General features: G+C 68.5%; 26 protein-coding genes and 4 tRNA genes. 20 read left to right on the top strand and 10 right to left on the bottom strand.

Annotation, left to right across the window (positions count from 1 at the left end):
* The first annotated feature begins 16 nt into the window (after window positions 1-16).
* Entirely contained in the window at window positions 17-1,942 is a 1,926-nt protein-coding gene (locus tag EL337_RS11685; RefSeq protein WP_048635073.1) for a DUF2339 domain-containing protein, read from the top strand.
* 40 nt (window positions 1,943-1,982) lie between these two features.
* Here the strand turns inward: EL337_RS11685 and EL337_RS11680 are convergent, their stop codons facing one another.
* The 3 genes from EL337_RS11680 to EL337_RS11670 form a co-directional block, all read right to left on the bottom strand.
* Window positions 1,983-2,600, bottom strand: a complete 618-nt coding sequence (locus EL337_RS11680; protein ID WP_048635072.1) for a TetR/AcrR family transcriptional regulator — start codon at window positions 2,598-2,600, stop codon at window positions 1,983-1,985.
* Window positions 2,593-3,846 carry a cytochrome P450 gene (locus EL337_RS11675; RefSeq protein ID WP_048635112.1) on the bottom strand — a complete coding sequence of 418 codons (1,254 nt, stop codon included), beginning with the start codon at window positions 3,844-3,846 and terminating at the stop codon, window positions 2,593-2,595. The genes EL337_RS11680 and EL337_RS11675 overlap by 8 nt, the downstream gene beginning before the upstream one ends.
* Window positions 3,847-4,225: 379 nt before the next feature.
* A tRNA-Val gene (locus EL337_RS11670) sits at window positions 4,226-4,300 on the bottom strand.
* Window positions 4,301-4,424: 124 nt separating this feature from the next.
* Here EL337_RS11670 and EL337_RS11665 point away from each other — a divergent pair.
* From EL337_RS11665 to EL337_RS11640, 6 genes are all read left to right on the top strand, one after another.
* Entirely contained in the window at window positions 4,425-4,841 is a 417-nt protein-coding gene (locus tag EL337_RS11665; RefSeq protein WP_053086871.1) for a DUF6636 domain-containing protein, read from the top strand.
* Window positions 4,842-4,937: 96 nt separating this feature from the next.
* Window positions 4,938-5,010: transfer RNA gene (locus EL337_RS11660), tRNA-Gly, on the top strand.
* Between the two features lie 27 nt (window positions 5,011-5,037).
* Window positions 5,038-5,111: transfer RNA gene (locus EL337_RS11655), tRNA-Cys, on the top strand.
* An 11-nt stretch (window positions 5,112-5,122) separates the two neighbouring features.
* A tRNA-Val gene (locus EL337_RS11650) sits at window positions 5,123-5,197 on the top strand.
* Between the two features lie 125 nt (window positions 5,198-5,322).
* Entirely contained in the window at window positions 5,323-5,628 is a 306-nt protein-coding gene (locus EL337_RS11645) for a hypothetical protein (protein WP_083443274.1), read from the top strand.
* A gap of 252 nt (window positions 5,629-5,880) precedes the next feature.
* Window positions 5,881-6,300 (top strand): hypothetical protein, encoded by a 420-nt coding sequence (locus EL337_RS11640; RefSeq protein WP_048635070.1) that lies wholly within the window; start codon window positions 5,881-5,883, stop codon window positions 6,298-6,300.
* Between the two features lie 9 nt (window positions 6,301-6,309).
* Here the strand turns inward: EL337_RS11640 and EL337_RS11635 are convergent, their stop codons facing one another.
* Window positions 6,310-6,666, bottom strand: coding sequence for a helix-turn-helix transcriptional regulator (locus EL337_RS11635; RefSeq protein WP_048635069.1), 357 nt, complete (start codon window positions 6,664-6,666; stop codon window positions 6,310-6,312).
* Window positions 6,667-6,740: 74 nt separating this feature from the next.
* On the opposite strand from EL337_RS11635, the gene EL337_RS11630 reads away from it, so the two are divergent.
* The 7 genes from EL337_RS11630 to EL337_RS11600 are packed head-to-tail and all read left to right on the top strand — an operon-like array spanning window position 6,741 to window position 10,629.
* The gene (locus tag EL337_RS11630) at window positions 6,741-7,238 is read left to right on the top strand and encodes an SRPBCC family protein (protein ID WP_048635068.1); all 498 of its coding nucleotides are present in this window, start codon (window positions 6,741-6,743) and stop codon (window positions 7,236-7,238) included.
* A gap of 31 nt (window positions 7,239-7,269) precedes the next feature.
* Window positions 7,270-7,992, top strand: coding sequence for a Clp protease N-terminal domain-containing protein (locus EL337_RS11625; protein ID WP_048635067.1), 723 nt, complete (start codon window positions 7,270-7,272; stop codon window positions 7,990-7,992).
* A 41-nt stretch (window positions 7,993-8,033) separates the two neighbouring features.
* Window positions 8,034-8,510, top strand: coding sequence for an RNA polymerase sigma factor (locus EL337_RS11620; protein WP_048635110.1), 477 nt, complete (start codon window positions 8,034-8,036; stop codon window positions 8,508-8,510).
* Complete coding sequence (locus EL337_RS11615; protein ID WP_048635066.1) at window positions 8,507-9,103, top strand: methylated-DNA--[protein]-cysteine S-methyltransferase; 597 nt, start codon at window positions 8,507-8,509, stop codon at window positions 9,101-9,103. Before EL337_RS11620 ends, EL337_RS11615 begins: the two co-directional genes overlap by 4 nt.
* A gap of 36 nt (window positions 9,104-9,139) precedes the next feature.
* Window positions 9,140-9,565 (top strand): PPOX class F420-dependent oxidoreductase, encoded by a 426-nt coding sequence (locus tag EL337_RS11610; RefSeq protein WP_048635065.1) that lies wholly within the window; start codon window positions 9,140-9,142, stop codon window positions 9,563-9,565.
* A 48-nt stretch (window positions 9,566-9,613) separates the two neighbouring features.
* Window positions 9,614-10,108 carry a hypothetical protein gene (locus EL337_RS11605; RefSeq protein ID WP_197724225.1) on the top strand — a complete coding sequence of 165 codons (495 nt, stop codon included), beginning with the start codon at window positions 9,614-9,616 and terminating at the stop codon, window positions 10,106-10,108.
* Complete coding sequence (locus EL337_RS11600; protein ID WP_048635063.1) at window positions 10,093-10,629, top strand: GNAT family N-acetyltransferase; 537 nt, start codon at window positions 10,093-10,095, stop codon at window positions 10,627-10,629. The genes EL337_RS11605 and EL337_RS11600 overlap by 16 nt, the downstream gene beginning before the upstream one ends.
* Here the strand turns inward: EL337_RS11600 and zapE are convergent.
* On the bottom strand, window positions 10,605-11,660 hold the full coding sequence (gene zapE, locus EL337_RS11595) for a cell division protein ZapE (protein ID WP_048635062.1): 1,056 nt from the start codon (window positions 11,658-11,660) through the stop codon (window positions 10,605-10,607). The two genes, EL337_RS11600 and zapE, sit on opposite strands and share 25 nt — an antisense overlap.
* 34 nt (window positions 11,661-11,694) lie before the next feature.
* Between zapE and EL337_RS11590 the strand changes: the two genes are divergently transcribed.
* From EL337_RS11590 to msrB, 4 genes are read left to right on the top strand one after another with little or no spacing between them, the layout of a single operon-like run.
* Window positions 11,695-12,495, top strand: a complete 801-nt coding sequence (locus EL337_RS11590; protein ID WP_048635061.1) for a pyrimidine reductase family protein — start codon at window positions 11,695-11,697, stop codon at window positions 12,493-12,495.
* Window positions 12,496-12,516: 21 nt separating this feature from the next.
* Window positions 12,517-14,076, top strand: coding sequence for an alpha/beta fold hydrolase (locus tag EL337_RS11585; RefSeq protein WP_048635060.1), 1,560 nt, complete (start codon window positions 12,517-12,519; stop codon window positions 14,074-14,076).
* A gap of 36 nt (window positions 14,077-14,112) precedes the next feature.
* The gene (gene aftC, locus EL337_RS11580) at window positions 14,113-15,378 is read left to right on the top strand and encodes an arabinofuranan 3-O-arabinosyltransferase (protein ID WP_170216915.1); all 1,266 of its coding nucleotides are present in this window, start codon (window positions 14,113-14,115) and stop codon (window positions 15,376-15,378) included.
* A gap of 9 nt (window positions 15,379-15,387) precedes the next feature.
* Window positions 15,388-15,828, top strand: a complete 441-nt coding sequence (gene msrB, locus EL337_RS11575) for a peptide-methionine (R)-S-oxide reductase MsrB (RefSeq protein WP_048635059.1) — start codon at window positions 15,388-15,390, stop codon at window positions 15,826-15,828.
* Between the two features lie 20 nt (window positions 15,829-15,848).
* On the opposite strand, the gene hemQ is transcribed toward msrB, so the two are convergent.
* The 3 genes from hemQ to hemE are packed head-to-tail and all read right to left on the bottom strand — an operon-like array spanning window position 15,849 to window position 19,024.
* Entirely contained in the window at window positions 15,849-16,553 is a 705-nt protein-coding gene (gene hemQ, locus EL337_RS11570) for a hydrogen peroxide-dependent heme synthase (protein ID WP_048635058.1), read from the bottom strand.
* Window positions 16,554-16,604: 51 nt separating this feature from the next.
* Window positions 16,605-17,963, bottom strand: a complete 1,359-nt coding sequence (locus EL337_RS11565) for a protoporphyrinogen oxidase (protein ID WP_048635057.1) — start codon at window positions 17,961-17,963, stop codon at window positions 16,605-16,607.
* Entirely contained in the window at window positions 17,960-19,024 is a 1,065-nt protein-coding gene (hemE, locus tag EL337_RS11560; RefSeq protein ID WP_048635056.1) for a uroporphyrinogen decarboxylase, read from the bottom strand. The genes EL337_RS11565 and hemE overlap by 4 nt, the downstream gene beginning before the upstream one ends.
* 131 nt (window positions 19,025-19,155) lie before the next feature.
* Here hemE and EL337_RS11555 point away from each other — a divergent pair, with 131 nt between their 5' ends.
* Window positions 19,156-19,692 (top strand): DUF3000 domain-containing protein, encoded by a 537-nt coding sequence (locus EL337_RS11555; protein ID WP_232786917.1) that lies wholly within the window; start codon window positions 19,156-19,158, stop codon window positions 19,690-19,692.
* Window positions 19,693-19,696: 4 nt separating this feature from the next.
* Window positions 19,697-20,977, top strand: a complete 1,281-nt coding sequence (locus EL337_RS11550; protein WP_083443273.1) for an HRDC domain-containing protein — start codon at window positions 19,697-19,699, stop codon at window positions 20,975-20,977.
* Here EL337_RS11550 and EL337_RS11545 read toward each other — a convergent pair.
* Window positions 20,963-23,083, bottom strand: coding sequence for a thiamine pyrophosphate-dependent enzyme (locus EL337_RS11545; RefSeq protein ID WP_275992286.1), 2,121 nt, complete (start codon window positions 23,081-23,083; stop codon window positions 20,963-20,965). The two genes, EL337_RS11550 and EL337_RS11545, sit on opposite strands and share 15 nt — an antisense overlap.
* Window positions 23,084-23,139: 56 nt before the next feature.
* On the bottom strand, window positions 23,140-24,333 hold the full coding sequence (locus tag EL337_RS11540; protein ID WP_048635053.1) for an acyl-CoA dehydrogenase family protein: 1,194 nt from the start codon (window positions 24,331-24,333) through the stop codon (window positions 23,140-23,142).
* Between the last annotated feature and the right edge of the window lie 32 nt (window positions 24,334-24,365).

The following is a 24,365-nucleotide window of genomic DNA, read 5'->3' as shown; positions in this document are numbered from 1 at the left end:
AGAAGCGACGGTACCGATGAGCGCTCCCACCGGCATGACCGAATGCCCGGTGTGCCAGACCGACGTTCCCGCAGGCGAATACTGCGGACTCTGTGGTGTGCCGCTGGCTGAACACCACACGGGCGACGGCCCACATTGGCTGCGCGCGCGTGCCTTCAGCGCCGCACCCGGGCAGCGACTGCTCTCGCCTGCATTGACCAGTTCGCTCTTCCCGCACCTGACGCCGCGGTCGCGCAAGGTGTTTCTGATGGGCTTGGGGCTGCTCGCGGTGGCCCTGGTCGCGGCCACGTTTCTGCGCATGCCGGCAGCGCTCATCGCGGTCGCCTCTCTGGGTCTTCCGCTGCTGTTCGCCTTATACCTTCGGGAATCCGGCGTCTCGCATGACATCCCGCGCAGCATCCTGGCGCTGACCACGACGCTCGGCATCATCCTCGGCGTCGGCTGGGTGCTGCTGACCGGAGCCGCGGTGGCCCGCGCCTATGGCGTGCCGCTCGGCGCGGGTATCGCCGGCGGACGGATTCTGCGCGACGGCATCGGCGTGCCGGTCGGCAGCATGCTGCTCATGTTGGCGCCGGCGGTGGTGGCCCGGCTCGCGTGGCGGGGCAAGCGGGAGTCCTTGGACGGCTATGCCATCGGCGCGTTGAGTGCTCTGACGTTCACCGCAGCGGCCACGCTCACCCGGTTGGCACCCCAGTTCACCACCGGGATGATCAATCGCGTCCGTCCGATGGACGGGCTGCTCGTCGAGGCCGGCATCCGCGGAATCGCCATGCCGCTGACCGCCGCTGCCGTCGGTGGACTGATCGGCACCGCGCTCTGGTTCACCCGACCGCCCACCAAGGTCAACACCCATCGCAGCTTCGTCCGGGGAATCCTCATCCTCATCGCGGTCGTGGTGGTCGCCGTCTATGCCGGACTGGGCCTGGTCGACGTCGCTCGGCTCCCCCAGATAGTGCAGCTGGCATTACATCTGGTGTTGACCGGGTTTGCGCTGTTCGCGTTGCGGGTCGGCCTTCACCTGGCCCTGCTCCACGAAGCCCAGGACGAGGTCCGCATCGCCGAGCCCATTCTGTGCATCGAGTGCAATCACGTGGTGCCCGATGCGCCGTTCTGCGCCAGGTGTGGCGCCGCCATGCGGGCGTGTTCGCGCCAGTCACGCCGGGACCGGCGCGGCGAGCGCCCTGTCCGGCTTGCCGAGGAACCGGCCCCGGGTGAGATCGTCGTCGGCCTGCTGCCCGGCTACTCGACCCAGTCAGGCACATTCGAGACGGCGACGAAGCCGCCGACCACGTCGTTCCGCACGGTGGCGTTGGCGCTCGTCATCGCTGTCGTCGTTCTTGCCGGCGGCCTGGTCGGCCTCTCCGGGCTGGTCTCCACGCCCGCGCCCAAGTACGTCTGCCCGCCGGATTGCGGCAGCCCACCGATGAACCGGGCGGTGGAGATCAATCCCCGGTTCACCTCGGCCGACGGGGCGTTCTCGGTGTCCTATCCAGCCGAGGGATCGGCCTACAAGGTCTCCCAGCAGGCCGACGGGGTCACCGCGGTGCTACAGGCTGGCGACGGCGGCACCATGCAGTTGTTCAGCCGCCCCGCGGGCGGGCGAACGGCGGAGCAGATTGCCGTCGACCTGGTGAACGAGACGTTCCCGGACACCAAGACCTCCTACGAAATCCCGAACACCATGGTCGGCTACCAGCCGGGATACGGCTTGGCCGTGGACCTCTGGCCGCAGGGCGCGATGAGCAGTTCCACCCGGGTACGCATCATCGTGATGGTCGCCGTCAAGAACGACCTGGCCCTGATCGCGGGTGCGGTGGGTCCGTATCGCGCCTTCGGGCCGGACTTCGGCTCCGGCAAGCCGTCGGCCGCAAGCCTTCAACTGGCGCTCGATATGGGCAAGTACGTCAACAGCTTCAGCTGGCGCGGCGACCCACCGCGTTAGCCGCGGCGGGGCGGTCGTTGTCGAGGGCCGCCGATGATTGTCATATCTGCACCGACGTCATCCGCTGGTGCAGAATCGCCGGGCCGAGCCATCGAGAGACGAAGCGTCGCAACGTCGCCGCTTCGCGTGACGCTGGGTCAGGGTCGGTCAGCATGGATTGCAGTGTGCGTAGGGTCATGTCGGCAAGGCCGCGCAGTGCGGTGTCGTCGAAGCCGTGAAGCTGCCAGTCGACGTCGAGGCGGTGGAAGAACGACACGCACAGTGTGATCGCCGTTGTGGAGGTGAGCGAGGTTATCGCTTCGCCTTCGGGTCGCATGGCGAGGAGGCTCTCCAGCTGCGGATCGCCTGCGAGTTTCTCGACTGCGAATGAGACGCACTCAACGACGGCGGTGACGGGATCTTTGTCTCCCCTCACGTGTTCGACGACGTGATCGATGAAACCGTCGGCTGCACGCATCGCACTGGCGATGAGCAGAGCGTCGGCGTTGGGGAAGTAGCGATACACCGTCTGGCGGGTCACCCCGAGCCTGCGGGCGACGTCGGCCAGACGCATCGCTGATCCGGTTTCGGCGACCACCTCATCGACCGCATCCAGAATGCGGGCAATCGCCTCTTCGTCTGAGGTCGGTGTGCAACCGGCCCAGCCGCGACTACGCATCGGCCGCCACAAGCCTGTTGTTGCTGAAGTCGACGGGAAGTGTTGTCGGACCGGTCATTCCGAGCACGGATTTCCACGGGGCCGGCCCGACGCGACGAGGTGCAGGCAGACGTCGAGTCAGGACCACGAGCGCTTCGGCCAGCTCGCGACGTGCGAGGTTCGCCCCCAGGCAGTAGTGGGCGCCGCCGCCGAAGGTCAGGATGGCGGGGACGTCTTTGCGTGCGATGTCGAAGCGGTCGGCGTCGTCATAGATCGCCGGATCACGATTGGCCGCAAGGGTGTTGACGAGGACGAAGGTACCCGCCGGGAAGGTGTACCCGCCGAATTCGGCGTCCTCGGTGGCGACCCGCGGCACGATGCATGCCGCCGGGGAGTGACGCATGCTTTCCTCGACCGCCTGCATCGCCAGCTCTGGTTGGTCGCGCAACTTCGCCCATTGGTCGGGATGCTCGCAGAGCACCTGCACCGACGCGGCGAGTTGGTTTCGCGTGGTGTCCGTTCCCGCCATCAAGAAGCCGGCCGCCAGCCCGCGTAATTCGTCGAGAGTGAGCCGGTCGCCGTCGCTCTCGGCGCGAATGAGTTCGGAGAGCAGGTCATCGGTCAGGCTGCCTCGACGGGCGGCCACCATGTCGTCGACGTAGGCGTCGAGTTCACCCCACGCCCCCATGATCGCGGACTCATCGAATGTGACGTCGGTCTGGAAATTGAAGGCTTTGAATATCTCTTCGGTCCAGTCCGCGAACAGCTGCCAATCCTGGGAGGGTGCGCCGAGCAGCGCGCAGATGATCGGGGTGGGATAGGGGCGCGCGATATCGGTCACGACGTCGCACCGCCCGGCGTCCATCACCTGATCGATCAGCCCGTTCATCACCTCGTGAATCGTGTCCTGAAGGCGTGCCGTCGCGCGCGGAGTGAACGCCTTGGACACCAGTTTGCGCAGGCGGACGTGGGGTGCACCGTTCAGACCGAGGAGGCTGCTCGTCAGCTTGTCGAACAGCGGACCTGAAGTAATGCCCTGGGCTGCCAGCGTGATGCCTGGCGGCAGACGAAACCTATTGTCTCGTAACATTTCCCGAGCAAGATCGTAGGAGAGGATCTCTGGACCGAGCGGACCGATCGCCATGGGCGCGCACGATTGCGCCGTCCGCACATCCCCGAGGATGTCCTGCGGAGTGGCGGTGAGGCTGTACGTGAATGTGGGCAGGCCGGCGTCGAAGACATTCGGAGCGGGCGTGGGCACGGTCATCGGCATCTCAACTTCCGCTGGCGGCTGATGGGCCGGGCGCATGGACGTAATTGCCCAAAGCGTATGACCATAGTCCACGAACGTCAACGACGAGCATCATCAGACCACGTCGCAGTGCGTGGCCGCTGCAGCCATCATACGTTTCTGCGCTTTATGTCCGATCTAGCCGATACGGTTCCGCATAGCGGTCCAAACGTCGGGCGACCTCGCAGGCGACGAACGTAGGGCACTGCGACGGGTGGGTGGCGGACGGTGCCACGACTGTCGGGCGGGGACCCGGCAACAACGTCGGCCCCACCGTGACTATTCGGCAAGGCGCCGGCGGTATCCCGGGGAGCCCGAAGGGGTCGAAAATCCAGCCTTCAACCTGTGATTTTGGTGGTGGTCCCGGCTGGTTTCGAACCAGCGACCTTCCGCGTGTGAGGCGGACGCTCTCCCACTGAGCTACGAGACCGGATACTCGACGAAGCGAACGAGGCAGAAGGTTAACACGCGGCACCGTTCACCCCAGAATCCGATGGCTCCGAGTTCGCGCCGTCAACCCGCCTACCAGGCCGTTGCTCGGTAATGTGCGCGCCATGGGGTGCGGGGTGTGGACGACAGCGGCCGCGCTGGCCGGCGCGGCCGCGTTCAGCGCCCCGGTCGCCGCTGCCGACCTGATCGGCTTCACGTCCCCGAGCGGCAACATCGGATGCATCCTGGCCGAGGACATGGTGCGGTGCGACATCGCGGCGCGGGACTGGAACCCTCCCCCTCGACCGGCGGACTGTCCGGACTTCACCGACTACGGACAGGGCATCACCCTGGGCCCGACGGGGCCGGCCGCCTTCGTCTGCGCCGGCGACACCACCTTGGGCAGCGGGCCCGTGCTGACCTACGGCCAGTTTCGGGCCGGGGGCGGGATCAGTTGCACCAGCGAGCCCGCCGGCATGCGGTGCTCGAACGCCGACGGCCACGGATTCACCCTCTCCCGCCAGGGATACACCCTGTTCTAATCCTCGGCACGCCGAGACGAGCAAGGGATTTGTGTACGCCGGAGTGCGTGGACTATCGTTCTGCATCGCGACGGGCGACGATCTCGCCCGTGGCGCGCGGATGTAGCGCAGTTGGTAGCGCACAACCTTGCCAAGGTTGGGGTCGCGGGTTCGAATCCCGTCATCCGCTCGGGGTTGCAGTGGCATCAAGCCCAGCGGTGGAGTGGCCGAGTGGTGAGGCAACGGCCTGCAAAGCCGTGCACACGGGTTCGATTCCCGTCTCCACCTCCAAGGTGTTCCCGGCGCGATTAGCTCAGCGGGAGAGCGCTTCCCTGACACGGAAGAGGTCACTGGTTCAATCCCAGTATCGCGCACCAGCATTACCGCAGTTCAGGCCCGGCATTCGCCGGGCCTTTCCTGTATGTGCCGGCGATATGCGCACCGGCGCGATGTCACAGCGATCCCCCCACACTGCCGGCCTTATCGAACATATGATCGAACGATGGCGATGCAGCAGATCGGGCACGGCGGCCAACCGCTGCGCGCCGTGTTCCGCCGCGTGCATCCGCCACAAACCGTCCTGGTCGACCTGGTCGCGCTGTTCCCGCGAGAGCCGCACTGCGAGGGCCGCTATCACCCCAAGGGTCTGCAGATGGACTCGATCGTCGAGGGACTGCTGACCTGCTGGGGCCTCAGTGAACAAGGCCGCTGGTGGGGACTGGTCACCTACCGGGTCACCCACGGCAGCGAGAAGGACCCGGTGACGCACTGGGTCCCGGCGTCGGTGCTCCGAGTGAAGGCCCGATGACGTCCACTGGCGTCGCCACTTTCGTAGCGGGGACCTAACTGGCTATTAGGCCGCTCTCAGGTTGGGGCCATAGCTTCAAAGGTGTTCGCCTGAGAACCGAACGTGAGTGACCCGATACCCTCGGCCCGCCACCTACCCCCCGGGTGGCGGGCCGAGATCGTGTCGGGGGACCGAAAGCTCACGGCACCCGCGGGTCACGAGCTAATGTTTCGCGGTACGCCGGTACGGGTTCTGACGACGCAGGGGTGGAAGATGATCCGCGAAATGTTCGCAGCGACCGCGGTCGCCGCTGCCGCCCTGTGCGCAGCTCCCGGCGCCGTGGCCGAACCGGGACCGATGTATCCGGACAACCCCGGGCGCTACGCCACCGACGTCCCCGGAATGAGCTACGACGCCCAAATTGCCGGGGCGTGCACCAATCTGGATCGCTTCACGTTCGGCCGCGGACCGGGCGGCCAGGCGATGCAGTGCCGGTGGATCCCCAACCAGTGGCCGCCGATCTACACGGGGCTGTGGCAGATCACCTACGAGTTGTTCGGTGTCCAGGACATCGGCGGCCGCTGCCCCAAGCCGCAATCTGCCGCCCAAGCCCCCGACGGCCGCCCGCTGGTCTGCATGGACGGCAGCTGGCAGGCCGGCAAGTTCAACGGAGTCGGTTTCACCCCGATGTAATCCCGGCGTCTACGAGCTGCGCAGCGTGCGGCTGGGCTCGGTACCGAACACCTCTTTATAGGCACTGCTGAACCGGCCGGGATGGCTGAACCCGCATCGCCCGGCGATCGAGGTGACCGTGTCATACGCCGGATCGGCGGATTTGAGCTCCTGATGTGCCCGCTCCAGCCTGATCCGCCGCAGGTACTCCAGCGGCGTGATGTCCAGGTGCTCGCGGAAGGCGTACTGGATCGCCCTCGGTGTCACGTCGGCGGCCGCCGCGATATCGCGGATCGTGATGTCGTACTGGGCGTTGTCCTGGATGAAGTCCAACGCGCGGCGCAACATCCTCGGTTGTATGGCGCTCTTGTCGTTTGCCCGCATCATTCGTTCGGATTCCCGACCTTCGCGCAGAACGAAACACTTGAGTGACCCATGCCACTGCATGACACGATCGAGCCATGACTGATCGCATCGAGGTGCCCCGCACGATCGCCGCCCCTGCCGCCGACATCTTCGCCGTCCTGTGTGACCCCCAGGGCCACGTGGCCATCGACGCCACCGGGATGCTGCAAGACGCCGACGGCGAACCCGTACGCGCGGTCGGCGACACATTCGTCGTCCACATGGACCGCGAAGCGCTCAACGACTTCCCCGAGCTCGGCCGCTATGACGTGACGGTGCAGATCAGCGAGTTCGAGCAGGACGCCCTGATCGCGTGGACGATTCTGGGTCAGATCCGGCCACAGATCGGCCACGTGTACGGCTACCGGCTCGAACCCGCCGAGCACGGCACGCTCGTCACGTCGTTCTACGACTGGTCCGACATCGACCAGCACTGGCGCGACGCCGGCATCTTCCCGGTGGTTTCCGAGCTGGCACTGCGCGCGACCCTCGGCATCCTGGACCGGGCGGTACGGCGCGGATATCCGCGTGGTGAGTCGTCAACCCAAGGTTGACGCTGCGGATGCGTCAACCTATGGTTGACGCATGAGTGACGCGTCCAAGATCAGCCACCCTGTCCGGCTCGACGACCTGATCGAGGTCATCACCACCGTCCACGACGAACCCCTCGAACAGCTGACCGACGCCGTCCTGGCCGCCGAGGCACTCGGCGAGGTCGCCGACCACCTCATCGGCCACTTCGTCGACCAGGCCCGCCGCTCCGGCGCGTCCTGGACCGAGATCGGCAGATGCATGGGCGTCACCAAACAGGCGGCCCAGAAACGCTTCGTCCCCAAGACACCAGCCGACTCCGCCGCGCTCGACCCGGCCGCCGGCTTCAGCCGCTTCACCGACCGCGCGCGCACCGTCATCGTGCAGGCGCAGAACAGGGCCCACGAGGCGAGGAACGCCGAGATCCAGCCGGTGCACCTGATCCTCGGCCTGTTCGCCGATCCGACCGGGCTGGCCGCACGTCTGGTCATCGGGCAGGGCATCGATCCGGCCACGGTGGCCGACCGGATCACGTTGCCGCCCAGCGTCGGCGACGTCCCCGCCCTGATCCCGTTCGACGCGCGCGCCAAGAAGGCCCTGGAACTGACGTTCCGGCAGGCACTGCGGCTGGGGCACAACTACGTGGGCACCGAACACATCCTGCTGGCCCTCTACGAGGAGGAAGACGGCGACGGCGTCCTGCACAGCCTCGGGATCGACTGGGACCGCTTCGAACGCGAGCTCACAGAGGCGCTGGAGGCCTTCGCCCCGAAGTGATCTCACATCCGGACCCGCCGCGGCGTCTTCATGATGTGTCGATGCGTCCATTCGAAGAGGTGGTGGCCCGCCACGGCGCCACGGTGTTGCGGGTCTGTCGCGCCGTCGTCGGACCCGTCGACGCCGAAGACGCCTGGTCCGAGACGTTCCTGTCGGCGCTGCGGGCCTATCCCGACCTGCCGGAGGACGCCAACGTCGAGGCCTGGCTCGTGACCATCGCACACCGGCGCGCCGTGGACCTCGGACGGGCCCGGTCACGACGCGCCGTCCCCACCGACGCGCTGCCCGAGCGCGCCGATGCCCGCGCCGACCCCGCGGACCGCGACCCGGACCTGTGGGAGGCAGTGCAGCGACTGCCCGACAAACAACGCCACGCCGTGGCCTATCACCACCTCGCCGGGCTGCCCTTCACCGAGATCGCCGTCATCCTCGGCAACTCCCCCGCGGCCGCACGCCGGGCCGCCGCCGACGGCATCAAGACCCTCCGCACCTCCTACGGCAAGGATGAAACAGCATGAACGACACCGTCTTCGACGCGCCCCTGCCCGACCAGGAACTGACGTTGCAGCGTCTGCACGACGGACTGGCGGATGCCGCCGAACCCGCCGGGCTTCTCGACATCGCGTACCGCACGGTCGACACACCCGTGGGAACCCTGCTGCTGGCCGCCACCACCGTCGGTCTGATCCGGGTCGCCTTCGACATCGAGGATCACGACGCCGTCCTGTCGCGGCTCGCCGGCGCAGTGAGCCCGCGCATCCTGCGTGCGCCGGCGCGGCTGGACCCCGTCGCGCGTCAACTCGAGGAGTATTTCACCAAGGGGCGCACTAGCTTTGACGTGGCGATGGACCTCCGCCTCGCCGCCGGATTCCGCCGCAGCGTCGTCGAACACCTGCGGGTCATCGAGTACGGCCGGCGGACGAGCTACGCCGCAGTGGCCGCCGCCATCGGCAGGCCCGGGGCCGTGCGAGCCGTCGGTACCGCCTGCGCCCACAACCCACTCCCGGTCGTCATCCCGTGTCACCGCGTGGTGCGCTCCGACGGGACCACCGGCCAGTACGTCGGCGGCACCCACGCCAAGACGATGCTGCTGGATCTGGAAGCCGCGTGAGGGAATGAAACCGCCGGTGTAGCCGTAGAACGTGACATGAGAGTCAACGACGCCGCACGCGCCCTGATCGGCGACGGTGCCGACGCCACCCTGGTCACCCTCAACGCCGACGGCAGCCCTCAGGTGACAGTCGTCTGGGTGGCCCTGCAGTCCACCCCGGACGGCGACGAACTGGTGACCGCCCACCTCGCCGAGCACCAGAAGGTGCGCAACGTCCGCCGTGACCCGCGCGTCGCCGTCACCATCGTCTCCCCCGACGGCCCCGGCCAGGTGATGCGGCCCTACCTGTCGGTCACCGGCACCGCACGCATCGTCGAAGGCGGAGCGCCGGAACTGCTCGCGGAGCTCGCGAAGACGTTGGCCGCCCCGGGCACCCCGTTCCCGCCGCCGGACGCGCCCCCCGGTTTCCTCACCCGGATCCGCATCGACAAGGTCGGCGGCGTCGGCCCCTGGACGTCCTGACACCCAAGACCATCCAGACCCCCACGCCGGTGTGCGATCATGCCAAGCATGCGTCGCTGGCTCGTGTTCCTCATCGCCACCCTGGCCGCGGTCGGCGGTGTGCTGGCGCCGCCGGCCCCCGCGGCCACCATTCCCATCGGCCGCCTCGGTGAGACGCTGCGGGTGGAGTTCGAAGGTCTGGTCGCCGACGTGGCAGTCAGCAACATCGTGCCCACCGTTCCGCCGCCGGGCTTCGGATATCCCCCGCGGGCGCCGCGCTATCAGGTGTTCCGGGCCGACGTCACGGTCACCCCGGTGAAGGTACCCACCCCCTACGCGATGGCGATCACCTACTCCTTCCGGGGGGTGACGCCCACCGGTGACGCCTACGAGCCGCGCAACAGCGACGCCCCGGATGCCCTGCAGAACATGATGCAGCGCGCGCAGGTCGGCCAGACCTTCACCGGCGGCGTCTGGTGGGACTGCTACCGCGACCTGGTGTCGAACGTGGTGCTGATCGACAAGATCACCGGACACCGCCTGGCCCAGTGGAACGTGGCCTGAGGGTCGAACAGGCCACCACGGCAGGGCTGACCGAACTCGCCGACGTCGCCGCCCGCACCTTTCCGCTGGCCTGCCCCCCGTCGGTGGGACCCGACGACGTGGCGGCGTTCATCACCGAGAACCTCTCACGCGACCGGTTCGCCGACTACCTCGCCGACCCGGCCCGCATCGTCCTCACGGCTGTCGACGACGGCCGAATCCTCGGGTACGCCATGATGATTCGCGGTGTACCCGATGACCCCGACGTCGCCGCTGCGGTCCCCGACCGCCCCGCGGTGGAGCTGTCGAAGATGTATGTGCTGCCCGACTCTCACGGCGCCGGTGTGGCGGCGGCACTGATGGCCGCGGTCGTGCAGAACGCGGCCACCCTGGGAGCGGCGTGCGTCTGGCTCGGCGTGAACCAGCGCAATGCGCGCGCGCAACGCTTCTATGCCAAGCACGGTTTCACGATCACCGGCACCAAGACGTTCCGGCTCGGCGGCCACATCGAGGCCGACTACGTGCTGGTGCGGCCAGCCTGACCTGCGGCGGTCAACGCGAGCAGGCGCGATGTCGCGCGCAGGTACTTCTTGCGGAATCCGCCCTCGAGCATCTCGTCGCTGAAGATGGTGTCGAGCTTGGTGCCCGAGGAGACCACCGGGATGCCTGCGTCGTAGAGGCGGTCGGTCAGCGACACCAGCCGCAGCGCGACGTTCTGGTCGTCGATGGTGTGCACACCGGTGATGAACACCGCCGAGACGCCCTCGATCAACGTCAGATAGCGCGACGGGTGCATGGTGGCCAGGTGCGCGCACAGCGCGTCGAACTCGTCGAGCGTGGCGCCGGCCACGCCGGCTGCCCACCCGGCGACCTCGGCGTCGCTCGGCGGCTCGGGCGCAGGCGGCAGATCGCGGTGCCGGTAATCGGGTCCCTCGATCCGCACGGTGGTGAACATCGATGCCAGCGTGTTGATCTCACGGAGGAAGTCCTGCGCGGCGAAACGGCCCTCGCCGAGCTGCTCGGGCAGCGTGTTGGACGTCGCGGCCACCGACACCCCCCGCTCCACGAGCGCCGACAGCAGCCGCGAGATCAGCGTGGTGTTGCCCGGGTCGTCGAGCTCGAACTCGTCGATGCACAGCAGTACGTATTCGGAGAGCAACTCGATGCACTCGACGAATCCGAACACCCCGGCCAGCTGGGTGAGCTCACCGAAGGTGGCGAAGGCACGCTTGTACTCCGAGCCCACCGCGTAATAGGACGACGCCAGCAGATGGGTCTTGCCGACACCGAAGCCGCCGTCGAGATAGACCCCGACGCCCGGCAGCACCTCGCGCTTGCCGAACAGTTTCTTCTTGCCCGCTCGGCGCTGCACCGCCTGCTCGGCGAACGTCTGGCAGGTCTGGACCGCCGCCGACTGGGACGGCTCGGCCGGATCGGGGCGGTAGGTGTCGAAGCTGACGTCGGCGAATGTGGGCGGCGGGATCAGCTGGGCGATCAGTCGTTCCGGAGTGACGCTGGGATGTCGATCGGTCAGATGCTCGACATCGCCGGAGCTGATACTGGACGCCTGCATGCAGGCACCTTAACGGCGTGCTGTGATTCTGCGTATGTCCGACGACAGTGACGGGACGCAGTTCACACTCCTCGGTGGAGTCGCAGGGATAAGCCCGGACGACCTCACCCGGCGCTACGCCTACCCCGACGACGTGCCGTCGTGCTGGGTGCGCGGGAACATGATCACCTCGATCGACGGCGGCGCCACCACAGGCGGGAAATCCGGAGACCTGGGCGGCGACGGTGACCGCGCCGTGTTCGCCGCGCTGCGCCGGCTCGCCGACGTGATCGTGGTGGGTGCCACGACCGCGCGGGTGGAGAACTACTCGGGCGCGCAGATGGGCGCCGCGGAGCGGCTCGCCCGCCGCGACCGGGGTCAGGCCGAGATACCGCCCATCGCCGTGCTCACCCGGTCGGGGCAGATCGACCGCGACACGACGCTGTTCCACCGCACCGAGGTGGTGCCGCTGGTCCTGACGTCCGCCGACGCGGTGGACGACACCCGGCGCCGCCTGGGGTCGCTGGCCGAGGTCGTCGACGCATCCGGCGCCGAGCCCGACTCGGTGGACCTGCCGACCGTGCTCGCCGCGCTCGCCGAGCGCGGACTGCGGCGCGTGTTGACCGAGGGCGGCCCCGGCATCCTGGGCCTGTTCACCGAGCAGGACCTGCTCGACGAGCTGTGCGTGACCGTCTCGCCGGTTCTGGTGGGCGGACATGCCGGCCGCATCGTGTCCGGCCCCGGCGAGGTGCGCAGCGGTATGGCGTTGCGCCACGCGCTCACCGACGACGCCGGCTATCTGTACCTGCGCTACACCCGCGACCGGCGGCGCGGCGCTGCAGACAGCCGCCGGTAGCCGATCAGTACTGTGGTCCCCATGCGTCGTGTGGTGCCGGCTGTCGTCCTAACGCTGGCCATCGTCCTACCGCTGACGGCGTGTTCGCCCGGTTTGGCCGCCAATCCGCGTTACGCCACCGACTCCGGGGCCGGCCCGCAGGGGGCACCGCAGACCAGCGATCAACCGCCCGGGCCGCCCACCGTCGACGTTCCCAAGAACGACCTGTCGTGGCGTGACTGCACGTCACGCGTGTTCGCGGCGGCAGCGGTGCAGGCGCTGCCCGGGGTGAAGCTCGACTGCGCCAGCTACGACGCGGACCTCGACTCGATCAACGGCGCCACCGGAACGGTCAGCATCGGGGTGGTCCGGGCGACATCGGTCGAGACACCCGCAGACGCCGGACCGCTGGTGATGACCACCGGCTCGGACCTGCCCTCGTCGGTGCAGCTGCCGGTATGGCTGTCCCGCGCAGGCGCCGACGTGCTGAAGAACCACCCCATCGTGTCGGTGGACCGACGTGGCATCGGAATGTCGGGCGCCCTGGACTGCCGCGACCTGTTCGACCGGCAGGAGATGTTCGAGCAGGCCCAGTTCCAGTCCGGTGACGACCCTGTCGCCAACCTCGGCGCCGTCACCATGACAGCGACCACCAGTTGCACCGACACCATCGCCCCCGGCGACTCGGCCTACGACAATGCGCACGCCGCGGAGGACATCGAGCGGCTCCGCACCACCTGGGATGTGCCCGCACTCGCGCTGCTCGGCATCGGCAACGGCGCCCAGGTGGCGCTCGCGTACTCGGGAACGCACCCCAACAAGGTGGCTCGGCTGATCCTGGACTCCCCGCTGCCGCTGGGCATCTCCGCAGAAGCGGCGACCGAGCAGCGGGTCAAGGGTGAGCAGGCCGCCCTCGATGCGTGGGCCACGCAGTGCCAGGCCACGAACTGCCCGCTGGGTCCCGATCCCAAGGCTGCGGTCGATGCACTGCTGACGCAGGCGCGTAACGGCAGCGGACCGGGCGGCGCCTCGGTGGCCGCCGTCGCCGACGCCATCTCGACCGCCCTGGGCTTCCCGCGCGGCGGCCGGGTCGACTCGGGTACCGAACTCGCGCTGGCGATCGCCGACGCCCAATCCGGCAACACCAATCGCCTGAACAATCTGATCAACCAGGCGGAGACGCTGCGCCAGACCGACGGCCAGTTCGTCAACGGCTGCAGCGATGCGCTCAACCGGCCCACCCCGGACCGGGTCAGGGAACTCGTCGTCGCCTGGGGCCGGATGTACCCCCAATTCGGCACGGTGGGCGCGCTCGACATGGTGAAGTGCCTGAACTGGCCCAGCGGAAGTGCGCCGAAGGAGCCCAGCGAACTGAACATCCCGACCCTGCTCCTCGGTGTGCAGAACGACCCGATCGTCGGCAACGAGGGCGTGGCGGCCGTCGCCGCGACGGCGATCAACGCGGGCTCGTCCAACCGCCGGGTGATGTGGCAGGGCGTCGGGCACGGCGCGACCATCTACTCGCCCTGCGCTCTGCCCCCGGTCATCGAGTACCTGAAGTCCGGCGAGCTGCCGTCCACCGACACGTACTGCCCGGCCTGACCGACCGCTCCGAGGGCTGGGTGTACGGTGCGTGACGTGCGCGATCTTGTTCTGACCGCCTTCCGACCTCGCACCTCCCCCCCCACCGCGGCGCAGGTGTTGAGATCGGTCCTGTGGCCGCTGGCCATCATGGCGGTCATCCACCGCAGCTACGTGCTCGTCTTCAACCGCTACATCACCGACGACTACGCGCCCGTCTACCGCGCGGTGATCAACTTCAAGTTCGGTTGGGACATCTACAACGAGAACTTCAACCAGGTGGACCCGCACTACCTGTACCCGCCGGGCGGCACGCTGATCATGGCGCCCTTCGGCTATCTGCCCGAGGTCGCGTCGCGGAACTGGTTCATCTTCTTCAACTCGCTCGCCATCGTGCTGGCGGGGTACTTCCTGCTGCGACTGTTCAACTTCACGTTGACCTCGGTGGCCGCACCCGCACTGCTGCTGGCGATGTTCAGCACCGAAAGCGTCACCAACACACTCGTGTTCGGCAACATCAACGGCGTCATGCTCCTGCTGGAGGTGCTGTTCTTCCGCTGGCTGCTGGACGGCAACCGCAGCCACGAATGGTGGGCCGGCGTGAGCATCGGGCTGACGCTTGTGGTCAAACCACTGCTGGCACCGCTACTGCTGCTGCCGCTGCTCAATCGGCAGTGGCGCGCCCTGGCGACGGCGTTCGCGGTTCCGCTGGTGTTCAACATCGTCGCGTGGCCGCTGATCAGCGACCCGATGAGCTTCATCACCCGCACCGTGCCGTACATCCTGTCCACCCGGGACTACTTCAACAGCTCGATCCTGGGCAACGGCGTCTACTTCGGCCTTCCGATGTGGCTGATCATGGCGCTGCGCATCACCTTCATCGTGCTCGGCGCCGCCGCGCTCTGGATGCTGTACCGCTACTACCGCACCCGCGACACGTTCTTCTGGATGATGACGTCCTCCGGTGTGCTGCTGGTGACGTCCTGGCTGGTGCTGTCCCTGGGGCAGGGCTATTACTCGATTGCCTTGTTCCCCTTCCTGATGACCGTCGTCCTGCCGAACTCGGTGATCCGGAACTGGGTCGCGTGGCTGGCGGTCTACGGCTTCCTGACCATGGATCGCTGGCTGCTGTGGCAGGTGCCGTCCACCGGGCGCGCGCTGGAGTACCTCAAGATCACCTACGGGTGGTCGCTGATCGTCATCGTGGTGTTCTCGGTGCTGCTGTTCCGCTATCTCGATGCGAAAGAGGACGGCCGCCTCGACGAGGGCATCGATCCGCCGTGGATGAAACAGCTCCAACCCGCTGCCCGGCCGCCCGAGTAACCTGGAGCCATGACAGCGACAGGTGCCGAATCGGGTTCTGCGTCAGGTCCCAAGCTGATGCTCAGCGACGACCAGTGGCGGGAGCGGCTCACCCCGCAGGAGTTCGCGGTGCTGCGGCAGGCGGGCACCGAGCGGCCGTTCACCGGTGAGTACACCGACACCACGACCGAAGGCGTGTATCAGTGCCGCGCGTGCGGAGCCGAATTGTTCCGCAGCAGTGAGAAGTTCGAATCCCATTGCGGGTGGCCGTCTTTCTTCGATCCCGCCGATTCCGATGCGGTGATCCTGCGGACCGACGATTCGATGGGCATGCGTCGCGTGGAGGTGCTGTGCGCCAATTGCCACAGCCACCTCGGCCACGTCTTCGAGGGCGAGGGTTATCCCACGCCCACGGATCAGCGCTACTGCATCAACTCGATTTCGCTGCGTCTGGCGCCGGCGCAGGCCTAGCCCGTCGGCGCCGCTCCGAACTACGGCAGCGCCGCGACGAGCTTCTCGGCGGTCACCCGCGGACCGGTGAAGAACGGTGTCTCCTCCCGCACGTGCCTGCGCGCGTCGGTGGCGCGCAGGTCCCGCATCAGGTCGACGATGCGGTGCAACTCCGGCGCCTCGAACGCGAGCAGCCACTCGTAGTCACCCAGGGCGAACGCCGGCACAGTGTTGGCGCGCACGTCCTTGTAGCCCCGCGCCGCCATTCCGTGTTCGGACAGCATGCGGCGGCGCTCCTCGTCGGGCAGCAGGTACCACTCCAGCGACCGCACGAACGGATAGACGCAGATGTAGGCACCGGCTTCCTCGCCCGCGAGGAAGGCCGGGATGTGGCTCTTGTTGAACTCCGCGGGCCGGTGCAGGGCGACGTTGCTCCACACCGGCGTCGACGCGCGCCCCAGCGTGGTGGTGCGGCGGAAATCGGAATAGGTGGCCTGCAGCGCCTCGACGTTCTCGGCGTGGGTCCAGATCATGAAGTCGGCGTCGGCGCGCATCCCGGCGACGTCGTAGAGCCCGCGCACCACGACCCCGTTGTCCTCTTGACGCTTGAAGAAGGTCGCGGTGTCGTCGGCGATCGTTGCGCGTGCGTCCTCCTCGACGGCCAGCGCACCCGGTGTCACGGCGAAGACCGAGAACATCAGGTACCGGATCGTGGAGTTCAGTTCGTCGAAATCGAGCTTGGCCATGGGCCTATCGTGCCACGCGACGATTCCGCGACGTGGCGCTCGCCCCGGGCGCTAGGCCCCGTGACCGGCGTCGACCACCAGCGCAGCGGCCGCCCGGGTGGCCGACGCCACACACGCGGGCACCCCGATGCCGTCCAGGTAGGCACCGGCCACGACCACACCGTGCGGTAGTCCCGCACGCAACTCCGCGACCAGGTCAGCATGCCCGGGCCCGTACTGGGGCATCGCGTCGATCCATCGCACCACCCGGCTGTCCACCGGATCGGCCGCGATCCCGAACAACGTCGCGAGATCCTGCTCCGCCCACGCGAGCAGCTCCTCGTCACCGGTATTGCGCGCCAGATCGTCGGCGAACCGGCCGTAGGACAGCCGGACCATCTCGGCGCTGCCCCGCCGACCCCATTTGCGCGACGACAGCGTGACGGCCTTGGCCCGCAACGGGCCGGGCCCGGCGACCAGCACCCCGGACTGCTCGGGCAGTGGCGTGCCGCCGGGCAACGCCAGCGCCACGACGGCGGCCGAGGCCACCGGGATCCGGCGCGCCGCCGCCGCGGTGCGCGGCGCCAAATCCTCGACCAGGGACGGCACTCGGGGTGCGGGCACCGCCAGCACCACCGCGTCGGCGCGCCACCGGCTGCCCTCGTCGTCGACCAGCTCCCAGCCCCTCGCTGCCGGGCGCACGGTACGCACCGCAACCTGTGCCCACTTCACCCCGGACCGGCGCACCAGTTCGTCGAGGAGCACCTGATAGCCACCCTCGATCGCCCCGAACACCGAATCGGCCCGCGGCGGCGGCAGCGCCGCGGCCACCGCCTCGGACAGGCTGCGGGCGCCGTTGTCCAGCGCCGTCGCCACGGTGGGCGCCGCCGCGCGGATGCCGATCGTGGCAGCAGACCCGGAGTACACCCCGGCGAGCAGCGGGTCGACGGAGCGGATGACCACCTGTTCGCCGAACCGGTCACCGACGAGCTCGGCGACCGTGGGGTCGGCGCCCGGGCGCCACGAGAACGGCCGGCGAGGTTCATCGAGCATCCACCGGATCGTCGCGTCGTCCACCAGTCCGGTCAGCGCCGACGGCCGCGACGGGATGCCGTTGACCGTGTCGGCGGGGAGCTGATGGAGCCTGCCCTCGCTGTAGATCAGCGGACGCGCACCGGTGGTGGAGATCTGTTTTCCGGACAATCCGAGTTCGCCCAGCAGCGCGGGCACCTCCGGCCTGCGCGCGACGAACGCCTCGGCGCCGACGTCGAGCGGCTGGCCGCAGAGGCGCTCGGTGCGCAGCACGCCGCCCAGCCGATCGGCAGGGTCGAGCACGGTGATCGATGCATCGGGACCGGCCACCACCCGGAGCCGATAGGCAGCCACCAAACCGGAAATGCCGCCGCCGACAATGCAATACGCGGCACTCACAGCTCGTGCACCAAGGCCACGGCGTCGGTGATCACCGCCGGGTCGGTCGCCGGGAGAACACCGTGCCCCAGGTTGAACACGTGGCCCAGCGCGCCGGCGTCGACGGCGCGCCGACCGTCCTCCACGACCGCGCGCACGGCGCGCTGCACCACCGGCCAGCCCGCCAGCAGCACCACGGGATCCAGATTGCCCTGCAACGCGCAGCCCGGACGGACCCGCCCGGCGGCATCGGTGAGCGACGTGCGCCAGTCGACGCCGACGACGGCGGGTACGTCATGTCCGGTGACGGCCTCCGACATGGCGCCGAGCAGCTCGGCGGTGCCGACGCCGAAGTGCGTCATCGGGACCCCGTGGGCGGCCAGCGACGTGAACACCCGGGCAGTGTGGGGCAGCACGTAGGTGCGGTAGTCGGCCAGCGACAGCGTGCCGGCCCACGAGTCGAACACCTGGATCGCGTCGACGCCCGCCTCGACCTGCGTACGCAGGAACGCGATGGTGACGTCCGTCAGCGCCGTCATCAGCGCGTGCCAGGTCTCGGTCTCCCCCAGCATCATCGCCTTGGTGCGCTCGTGATTGCGGCTGGGTCCGCCTTCGACGAGGTAGGACGCCAACGTGAACGGCGCACCGGCGAAGCCGATCAGCGGGACGTCACCCAGTGCCGAGACGAGTTGCCCGATCGCGGAGGCCACCGGACTGACCTGCTCCTGGTCCAGCGGCGTGATCGTCTGGACGTCGGCCCGCGTCCGGATCGGATGCCCGATCACCGGCCCGACGTCCGGGACGATGTCCACGTCGATGCCCGCGGCGCGCAGCGGCACCACGATGTCGGAGAACAGGATCGCCGCATCGACGCCGTGCCTGCGCACCGGTTGCAGGGTGATCTCGGTGATCAGGTCGGCGTCGAAGCAGGCCTGCATCATCGTGTTCTTGGCCCGTAGCTCGCGGTACTCGGGCAGCGACCGACCCGCCTGCCGCATCATCCACACCGGGACCCGGAGGGGCTTGCGGCCGGCGACGGCGGCCAGGTAGGCGGATTCGGGCAGTTCGCGGCGCGTATTCATCGCCCTCCATGCTGCCATGCCCAGGTCACGTCCCGATCGGCGCGCCACGACCACAGACCTGGTCAAATGGACTAGCGTCAAATGCCGTGACCTCCGCCGAACCGGCTCTATTTGTCGAAGCGGTGGCGGCGATGAATGCCACCACCGTACGTCCGGAGATCGAGCTGGGCCCGATCCGGCCGCCGCAGCGCCTGGCGCCCTACAGCTACGCACTGGGCGCCGAGGTCAAACATGCCGAGACGGCGATCATCCCCGAGCGTTCCGAAGGCGACGCGTTCGGCCGGCTGATCCTGCTACACGATCCCGAAGGCGCCGAGGCCTGGGACGGCACCATGCGCCTGGTCGCCTACATCCAGGCCGACCTCGATTCCACCGAGGCTGTCGACCCCCTGCTCCCCGAAGTGGCGTGGAGTTGGCTCGTCGATGCACTGGAGCAACGCGCCGAACACGTCACCGCCCTCGGCGGCACCGTCACGGCCACCACGTCGGTGCGCTATGGCGACATCTCCGGGCCTCCCCGAGCGCACCAGCTCGAGCTGCGCGCGTCCTGGACCGCCACCGACGTCGAACTCGGCCCGCACGTGGAGGCGTTCTGCGAGGTCCTCGAACACGCCGCAGGGTTGCCGCCCACCGGCGTGACGGACCTGGGCTCGCGATCCCGCGCCTGAATCGATGTCCGAATCCGAGATGGCCGGCTCCGCCGTGGACGCCGAGGGGTCCGACGACCGTGAGCCCGAGCCGACAGAGCCCGATGCCGAGCCGCTGCTCGCGCCGCGCGACGGCGTACCGAACGTGTCCAGCAGCCGTACTGAAATCGCCAGGGCTGCAGACCTTCTGGATTCCGGACACGGGCCGTTTGCGGTAGACGCGGAGCGCGCATCGGGCTTCCGCTACTCCAACCGCGCCTACCTGGTGCAGATCCGCCGGGCAGGTGCAGGCACCGTCCTGATCGACCCCGTCAGCCACGGCGGCGACTCTTTGGACGTGCTCGCCCCGCTCGCCGAAGTGCTTGCCGGTGACGAGTGGGTGCTGCACGCCGCCGATCAGGATCTGCCCTGCCTCGCCGAGATCGGGATGCTCCCCACCTCGCTGTACGACACCGAGTTGGCGGGCCGGCTCGCCAACTACGACAGGGTCAACCTCGCCGCCATGGTGCAGCGACTGCTCGGCCTGCAGCTGACCAAGGGACACGGGGCCGCCGACTGGTCGAAACGTCCGCTGCCGCCCGAATGGCTCAACTATGCCGCGCTGGACGTCGAGGTGCTCGTCGACCTGCGTCACGCCATCGCCGCTGTGCTGGAGGAGGAGGGCAAAACCGACTGGGCGAGACAGGAATTCGAGTACATCCGAACTCTTGTTGCCAGCCCCACCAGACGGGACCGCTGGCGCCGCACGTCGGGCATCCACAAGGTCCGCGACCCTAGGACTCTGGCCCTGGTGCGGGAACTGTGGACCACCCGCGATCAGATCGCGCGGCGCCGCGACATCGCCCCGGGCCGGATCCTGCCCGACAGTGCGATCATCAGCGCAGCCACGGCCAACCCGGACAGCATCGACAAGCTCACCGCCCTACCCATCTTCGGCGGTTCGAAGCAGCGGCGCAGCGCGCAGGTGTGGCTGGACGCGCTCGCGCGCGGCCGTGCCGACGACCCGCCCGACGCCCAGGAGCCGTCCACCGGCCCCCCACCGGCGTCCCGCTGGGCGCGTCGCAAGCCGGAGGCCGCTGTGCGCCTCGAAGCGGTGCGCGCCGAGCTCGTCCAGCTCGCCCAACAGGTTTCGGTACCGGTGGAGAACCTCCTCGCGCCGGAGATCGTGCGCAGGCTGTGCTGGGACTGGCAGCCGGTCGACGATCCCGCGGCTGCCGTCGACGCGTTCCTCGCCGATTCCGCGGCGCGGCAGTGGCAACGTGAGTTGACCGTGCCCGCACTGGCGCGAGCGCTAACTCCGACCTGAGACTAGCGAGATCGCCGCCGTCTCGATGGTGTCCTCGGACAACAGCACCTGCAGTGCGGCGTCACCGAGCGGAATGAAACTGTCCTGGCTGGCCACTCGCGCCAGCGCACCGGCGTATCCGTGGTCGATCAGTGCCGTGAGCACACCCTCGCTGACCCCGCCGCTGGCTCGCGTCTCATCGACGACGAGCACCCGGCCCGTCGACTGCGCCTCGGCAAGCATGTCCGCCAACGGAAGTGGTGACAACCAGCGCAGGTCCACCACCCGTGCGGCGATGTCGCGGGCCGCGAGGCGGCGGGCGACCCGCAGACTCATCCGGACACCGTTGCCGAAGGTCAGGATCGTCAGGTCGCAACCGTCACCGTACGTTCGCGCACGGCCGACCGGCACCACTGCCCCGGTGTCGGACGCCAGCCACAGATCGTCGCCGTCCTCGTACAGATCCCTTGTGTGGTAGAGCGCGATCGGCTCGAGGAACAGGCACACCAGCCCGGCCGCGCGCGCCGCCGCGACACACGAGCGCAGCATCGCCGCGGCGTCGTCGGGACGCGCGGGCGACGCGACGATCACACCGGGCAGATCCCGGATCGCGGTGATCGAGTTGTCGTTGTGGAAGTGCCCGCCGAAACCCTTCTGATAGCCGTACCCGGCGATGCGCACCACCATGGGGTTGCGGTACTGGCGGTCGGAGAAGAACTGCAGCGTCGCGCCTTCCCCGCGGATCTGGTCGGCTGCGTTGTGCAGATACGCCAGATACTGGATCTCGGGAATGGGCAACAGACCCGAGACACCGGCCCCCAGCGCCAACCCGAGAATCGATTGCTCGTCCAGCAGCGTGTCGAACACCCGGGCCGAGCCCGCCTTCGCCTGCAGGCCACGCGTCACGCCGTAGACACCGCCCTTGCGGGCGACGTCCTCCCCGAAGATCATCGTCCCGGGATGCTCGGCCAGCACCGCCTGCAGGGCACGATTGATGGCCTGTGCCAGCGTGATCGGCGCGACGTCCCCCGGGTCCGGCGCGGCCTGTGCGGCGCTCTCGGTGGCACGGACGGCGTCATCGAGAGCGTCACGCAGCGGGGTCATCACCGCGCGCGGACTGTCCAGCTGCGCGAGGTCGACGACCTCGGCCGCCAGCGCCAGCACGGTCGCCCGCTTCGCCTCGTAGGCGTCGAGCACCTGCTGCGGGCTCAGCACGCCGGCGGCGATGAGTGTTCGGGCGGTGCCGAGTACCGGGTCGCGTCCGTAATCCGCGGTGATCTCGTCACCCTTGCGGTAGCCGGGCTCGTAGTCCGATCCGGCGTGGCCCATCAACCGCACGGTCCGCAGATGCAGGAATGCCGGGCGACGTTGGGTACGAACGTATTCCGCGGCCTGCGCGGCAACTGTGAGCACCTCGGGCAGGTTCGCGCCGTCCGCGGGGAAGTAGCGCAGGCCGGCGCGATCGCCGTAGGTCCGTGCGATCCAACCCTGCGGGGTCTTCACGCTGATGCCGATGCCGTTGTCCTCGCAGAGGAACAGAAGCGGCATCGGCATGCCCTGATAGGCGGTGTGCATGGCAGCGTTGAGGGCACCGACGGCGGTGGAGTGATTGGCGGACGCGTCGCCGAAGCTGCAGACCGCGAGTGCGTCTGCGGGCCAAGGACAATCGACGCCGAGCTTGCGCGCCCTGGCGATCGAGAACGCGACGCCGACGGCGCGGGGCAGATGCGACGCGATCGTGGACGTCTGGGGGATGACGGCGAGGTCGTGCCGACCGAACACCTTGTGCCTTCCGCCCGAGATGGGCTCCTCGGTGGCCGCGACCAGTCCGAGCAGCACGTCACGCAGCGGATCGCTGCCGTCGACCTGGGCGGCGCGGGCCAGGAAGAATCCGCCGGAGCGGTAGTGCAGCAGCGCCGGGTCGGTGCTGCGCAGCGCGGCCGCGACCGCCGCATTGCTCTCGTGCCCGGACGAGCCGATGGTGTAAAACCCCTTGCCCTGTGCACGCAGCCAGCGCGCGGCCAGGTCCAGATGTCGGCTACCGAGCTGGGCGTCGAAGACGTCCAGGCACCGGCGGGCCGAGACGCCCTGCAGGGCATCGGCATCGGTGTGGTCCGGGGCGGCCAGAGACGCGACGGTGGTGGTGAAGTACTCGTCGATCGGTTCTGCCACTGCGGCTCCTGTCAGCGGAACGCGGCAGTACCCGTAAGGGCCTGCCCGATCATCAGAGTGTGCATCTCGCTGGTGCCTTCGTAGGTCAGTACCGACTCCAGATTGTTGGCGTGGCGCATCACCGGGTATTCGCCGGTGATGCCGCTGGCGCCCAGCACCGTGCGCGCGGTCCGTGCGATCGCGATCGCCTCCCGGACGTTGTTGAGCTTGCCGAGGCTGACCTCCTCGGGCCGCAGCCCGGTGGCATCCTTGGCCCGCCCCAGGTGCAGGGCCAGCAGGTAGCTCTTCCCGTATTCCAGCGTCATGTCGGCCAGCTTCTGCTGGGTCAGCTGGAATCCGGCGATGGGCCTGTCGAACTGCCGCCGCGACTGCGCATATGTCAGCGCGGTCTCCAGGCAGTCCCGCGCCGCGCCGACGGCACCGAACACGATGCCGAACCTGGCTTCGTTCAGGCAGCTCAGAGGCGCCCGAAGGCTCGTCGCGCCAGGCAGTCTCGCACTGTCGGGGAGGCGGACGCCGTCGAGCACCAGCTCGCTGGTCACCGACGCACGCAGCGACATCTTGGACTTGATCGTGTGCGCCGTGAAGCCCGGGGTGTCGGTGGGCACGGCGAACCCGCGGACTCCCTCGTCGGTGCGCGCCCACACGATGGCGATGTCGGCCATCGATCCGTTGGTGATCCACATTTTGGTGCCGTCCAGGACCCAGTCGTCCCCGGACCGCACCGCGCGAGTGCGCATCCCGGCAGGGTCGGAACCGAAGTCGGGTTCGGTGAGGCCGAAGCAACCGATCTTCCGCCCCGCCGCCATCTCGGGCAGCCACTGCTGCTTCTGCTCCTCGCTGCCGAACGCGTGCAGTGCGAACATCGCCAACGAGCCCTGCACGCTGACCAGGGAGCGGATTCCCGAGTCGCCGGCTTCCAGCTCGAGGCAGGCCAGACCGTAGGCCACCGCGGAGGTGCCCGCACATCCGTAGCCCTGCAGGTGCATTCCCAGCAGCCCCAGTTCACCGAGTTCTGCCGCCAGCTCACGGACGGGCAGCTCGCCCTCCTCGTACCAGGTCGCGATGTCGGGGGCGATCCGGGATTTGACCAGTGCGCGCACCGTGTCCCGGATCTGGCGTTCCTCGTCGTCGAGGAGATCGTCGATGCGCAGAAGCACGTCGGGGGTCGCGGGGCCGGTGCGGGGCGAGGGAAGGCCGGACATGGTGTGTCTCCTCACATGGTGGGTGGTGTGGT

It is taken from the genome of Mycolicibacterium aurum (assembly GCF_900637195.1).
Taxonomy (GTDB): Bacteria; Actinomycetota; Actinomycetes; order Mycobacteriales; family Mycobacteriaceae; genus Mycobacterium; species Mycobacterium aurum.
This window is presented reverse-complemented; position numbering and strand designations above follow the sequence as displayed.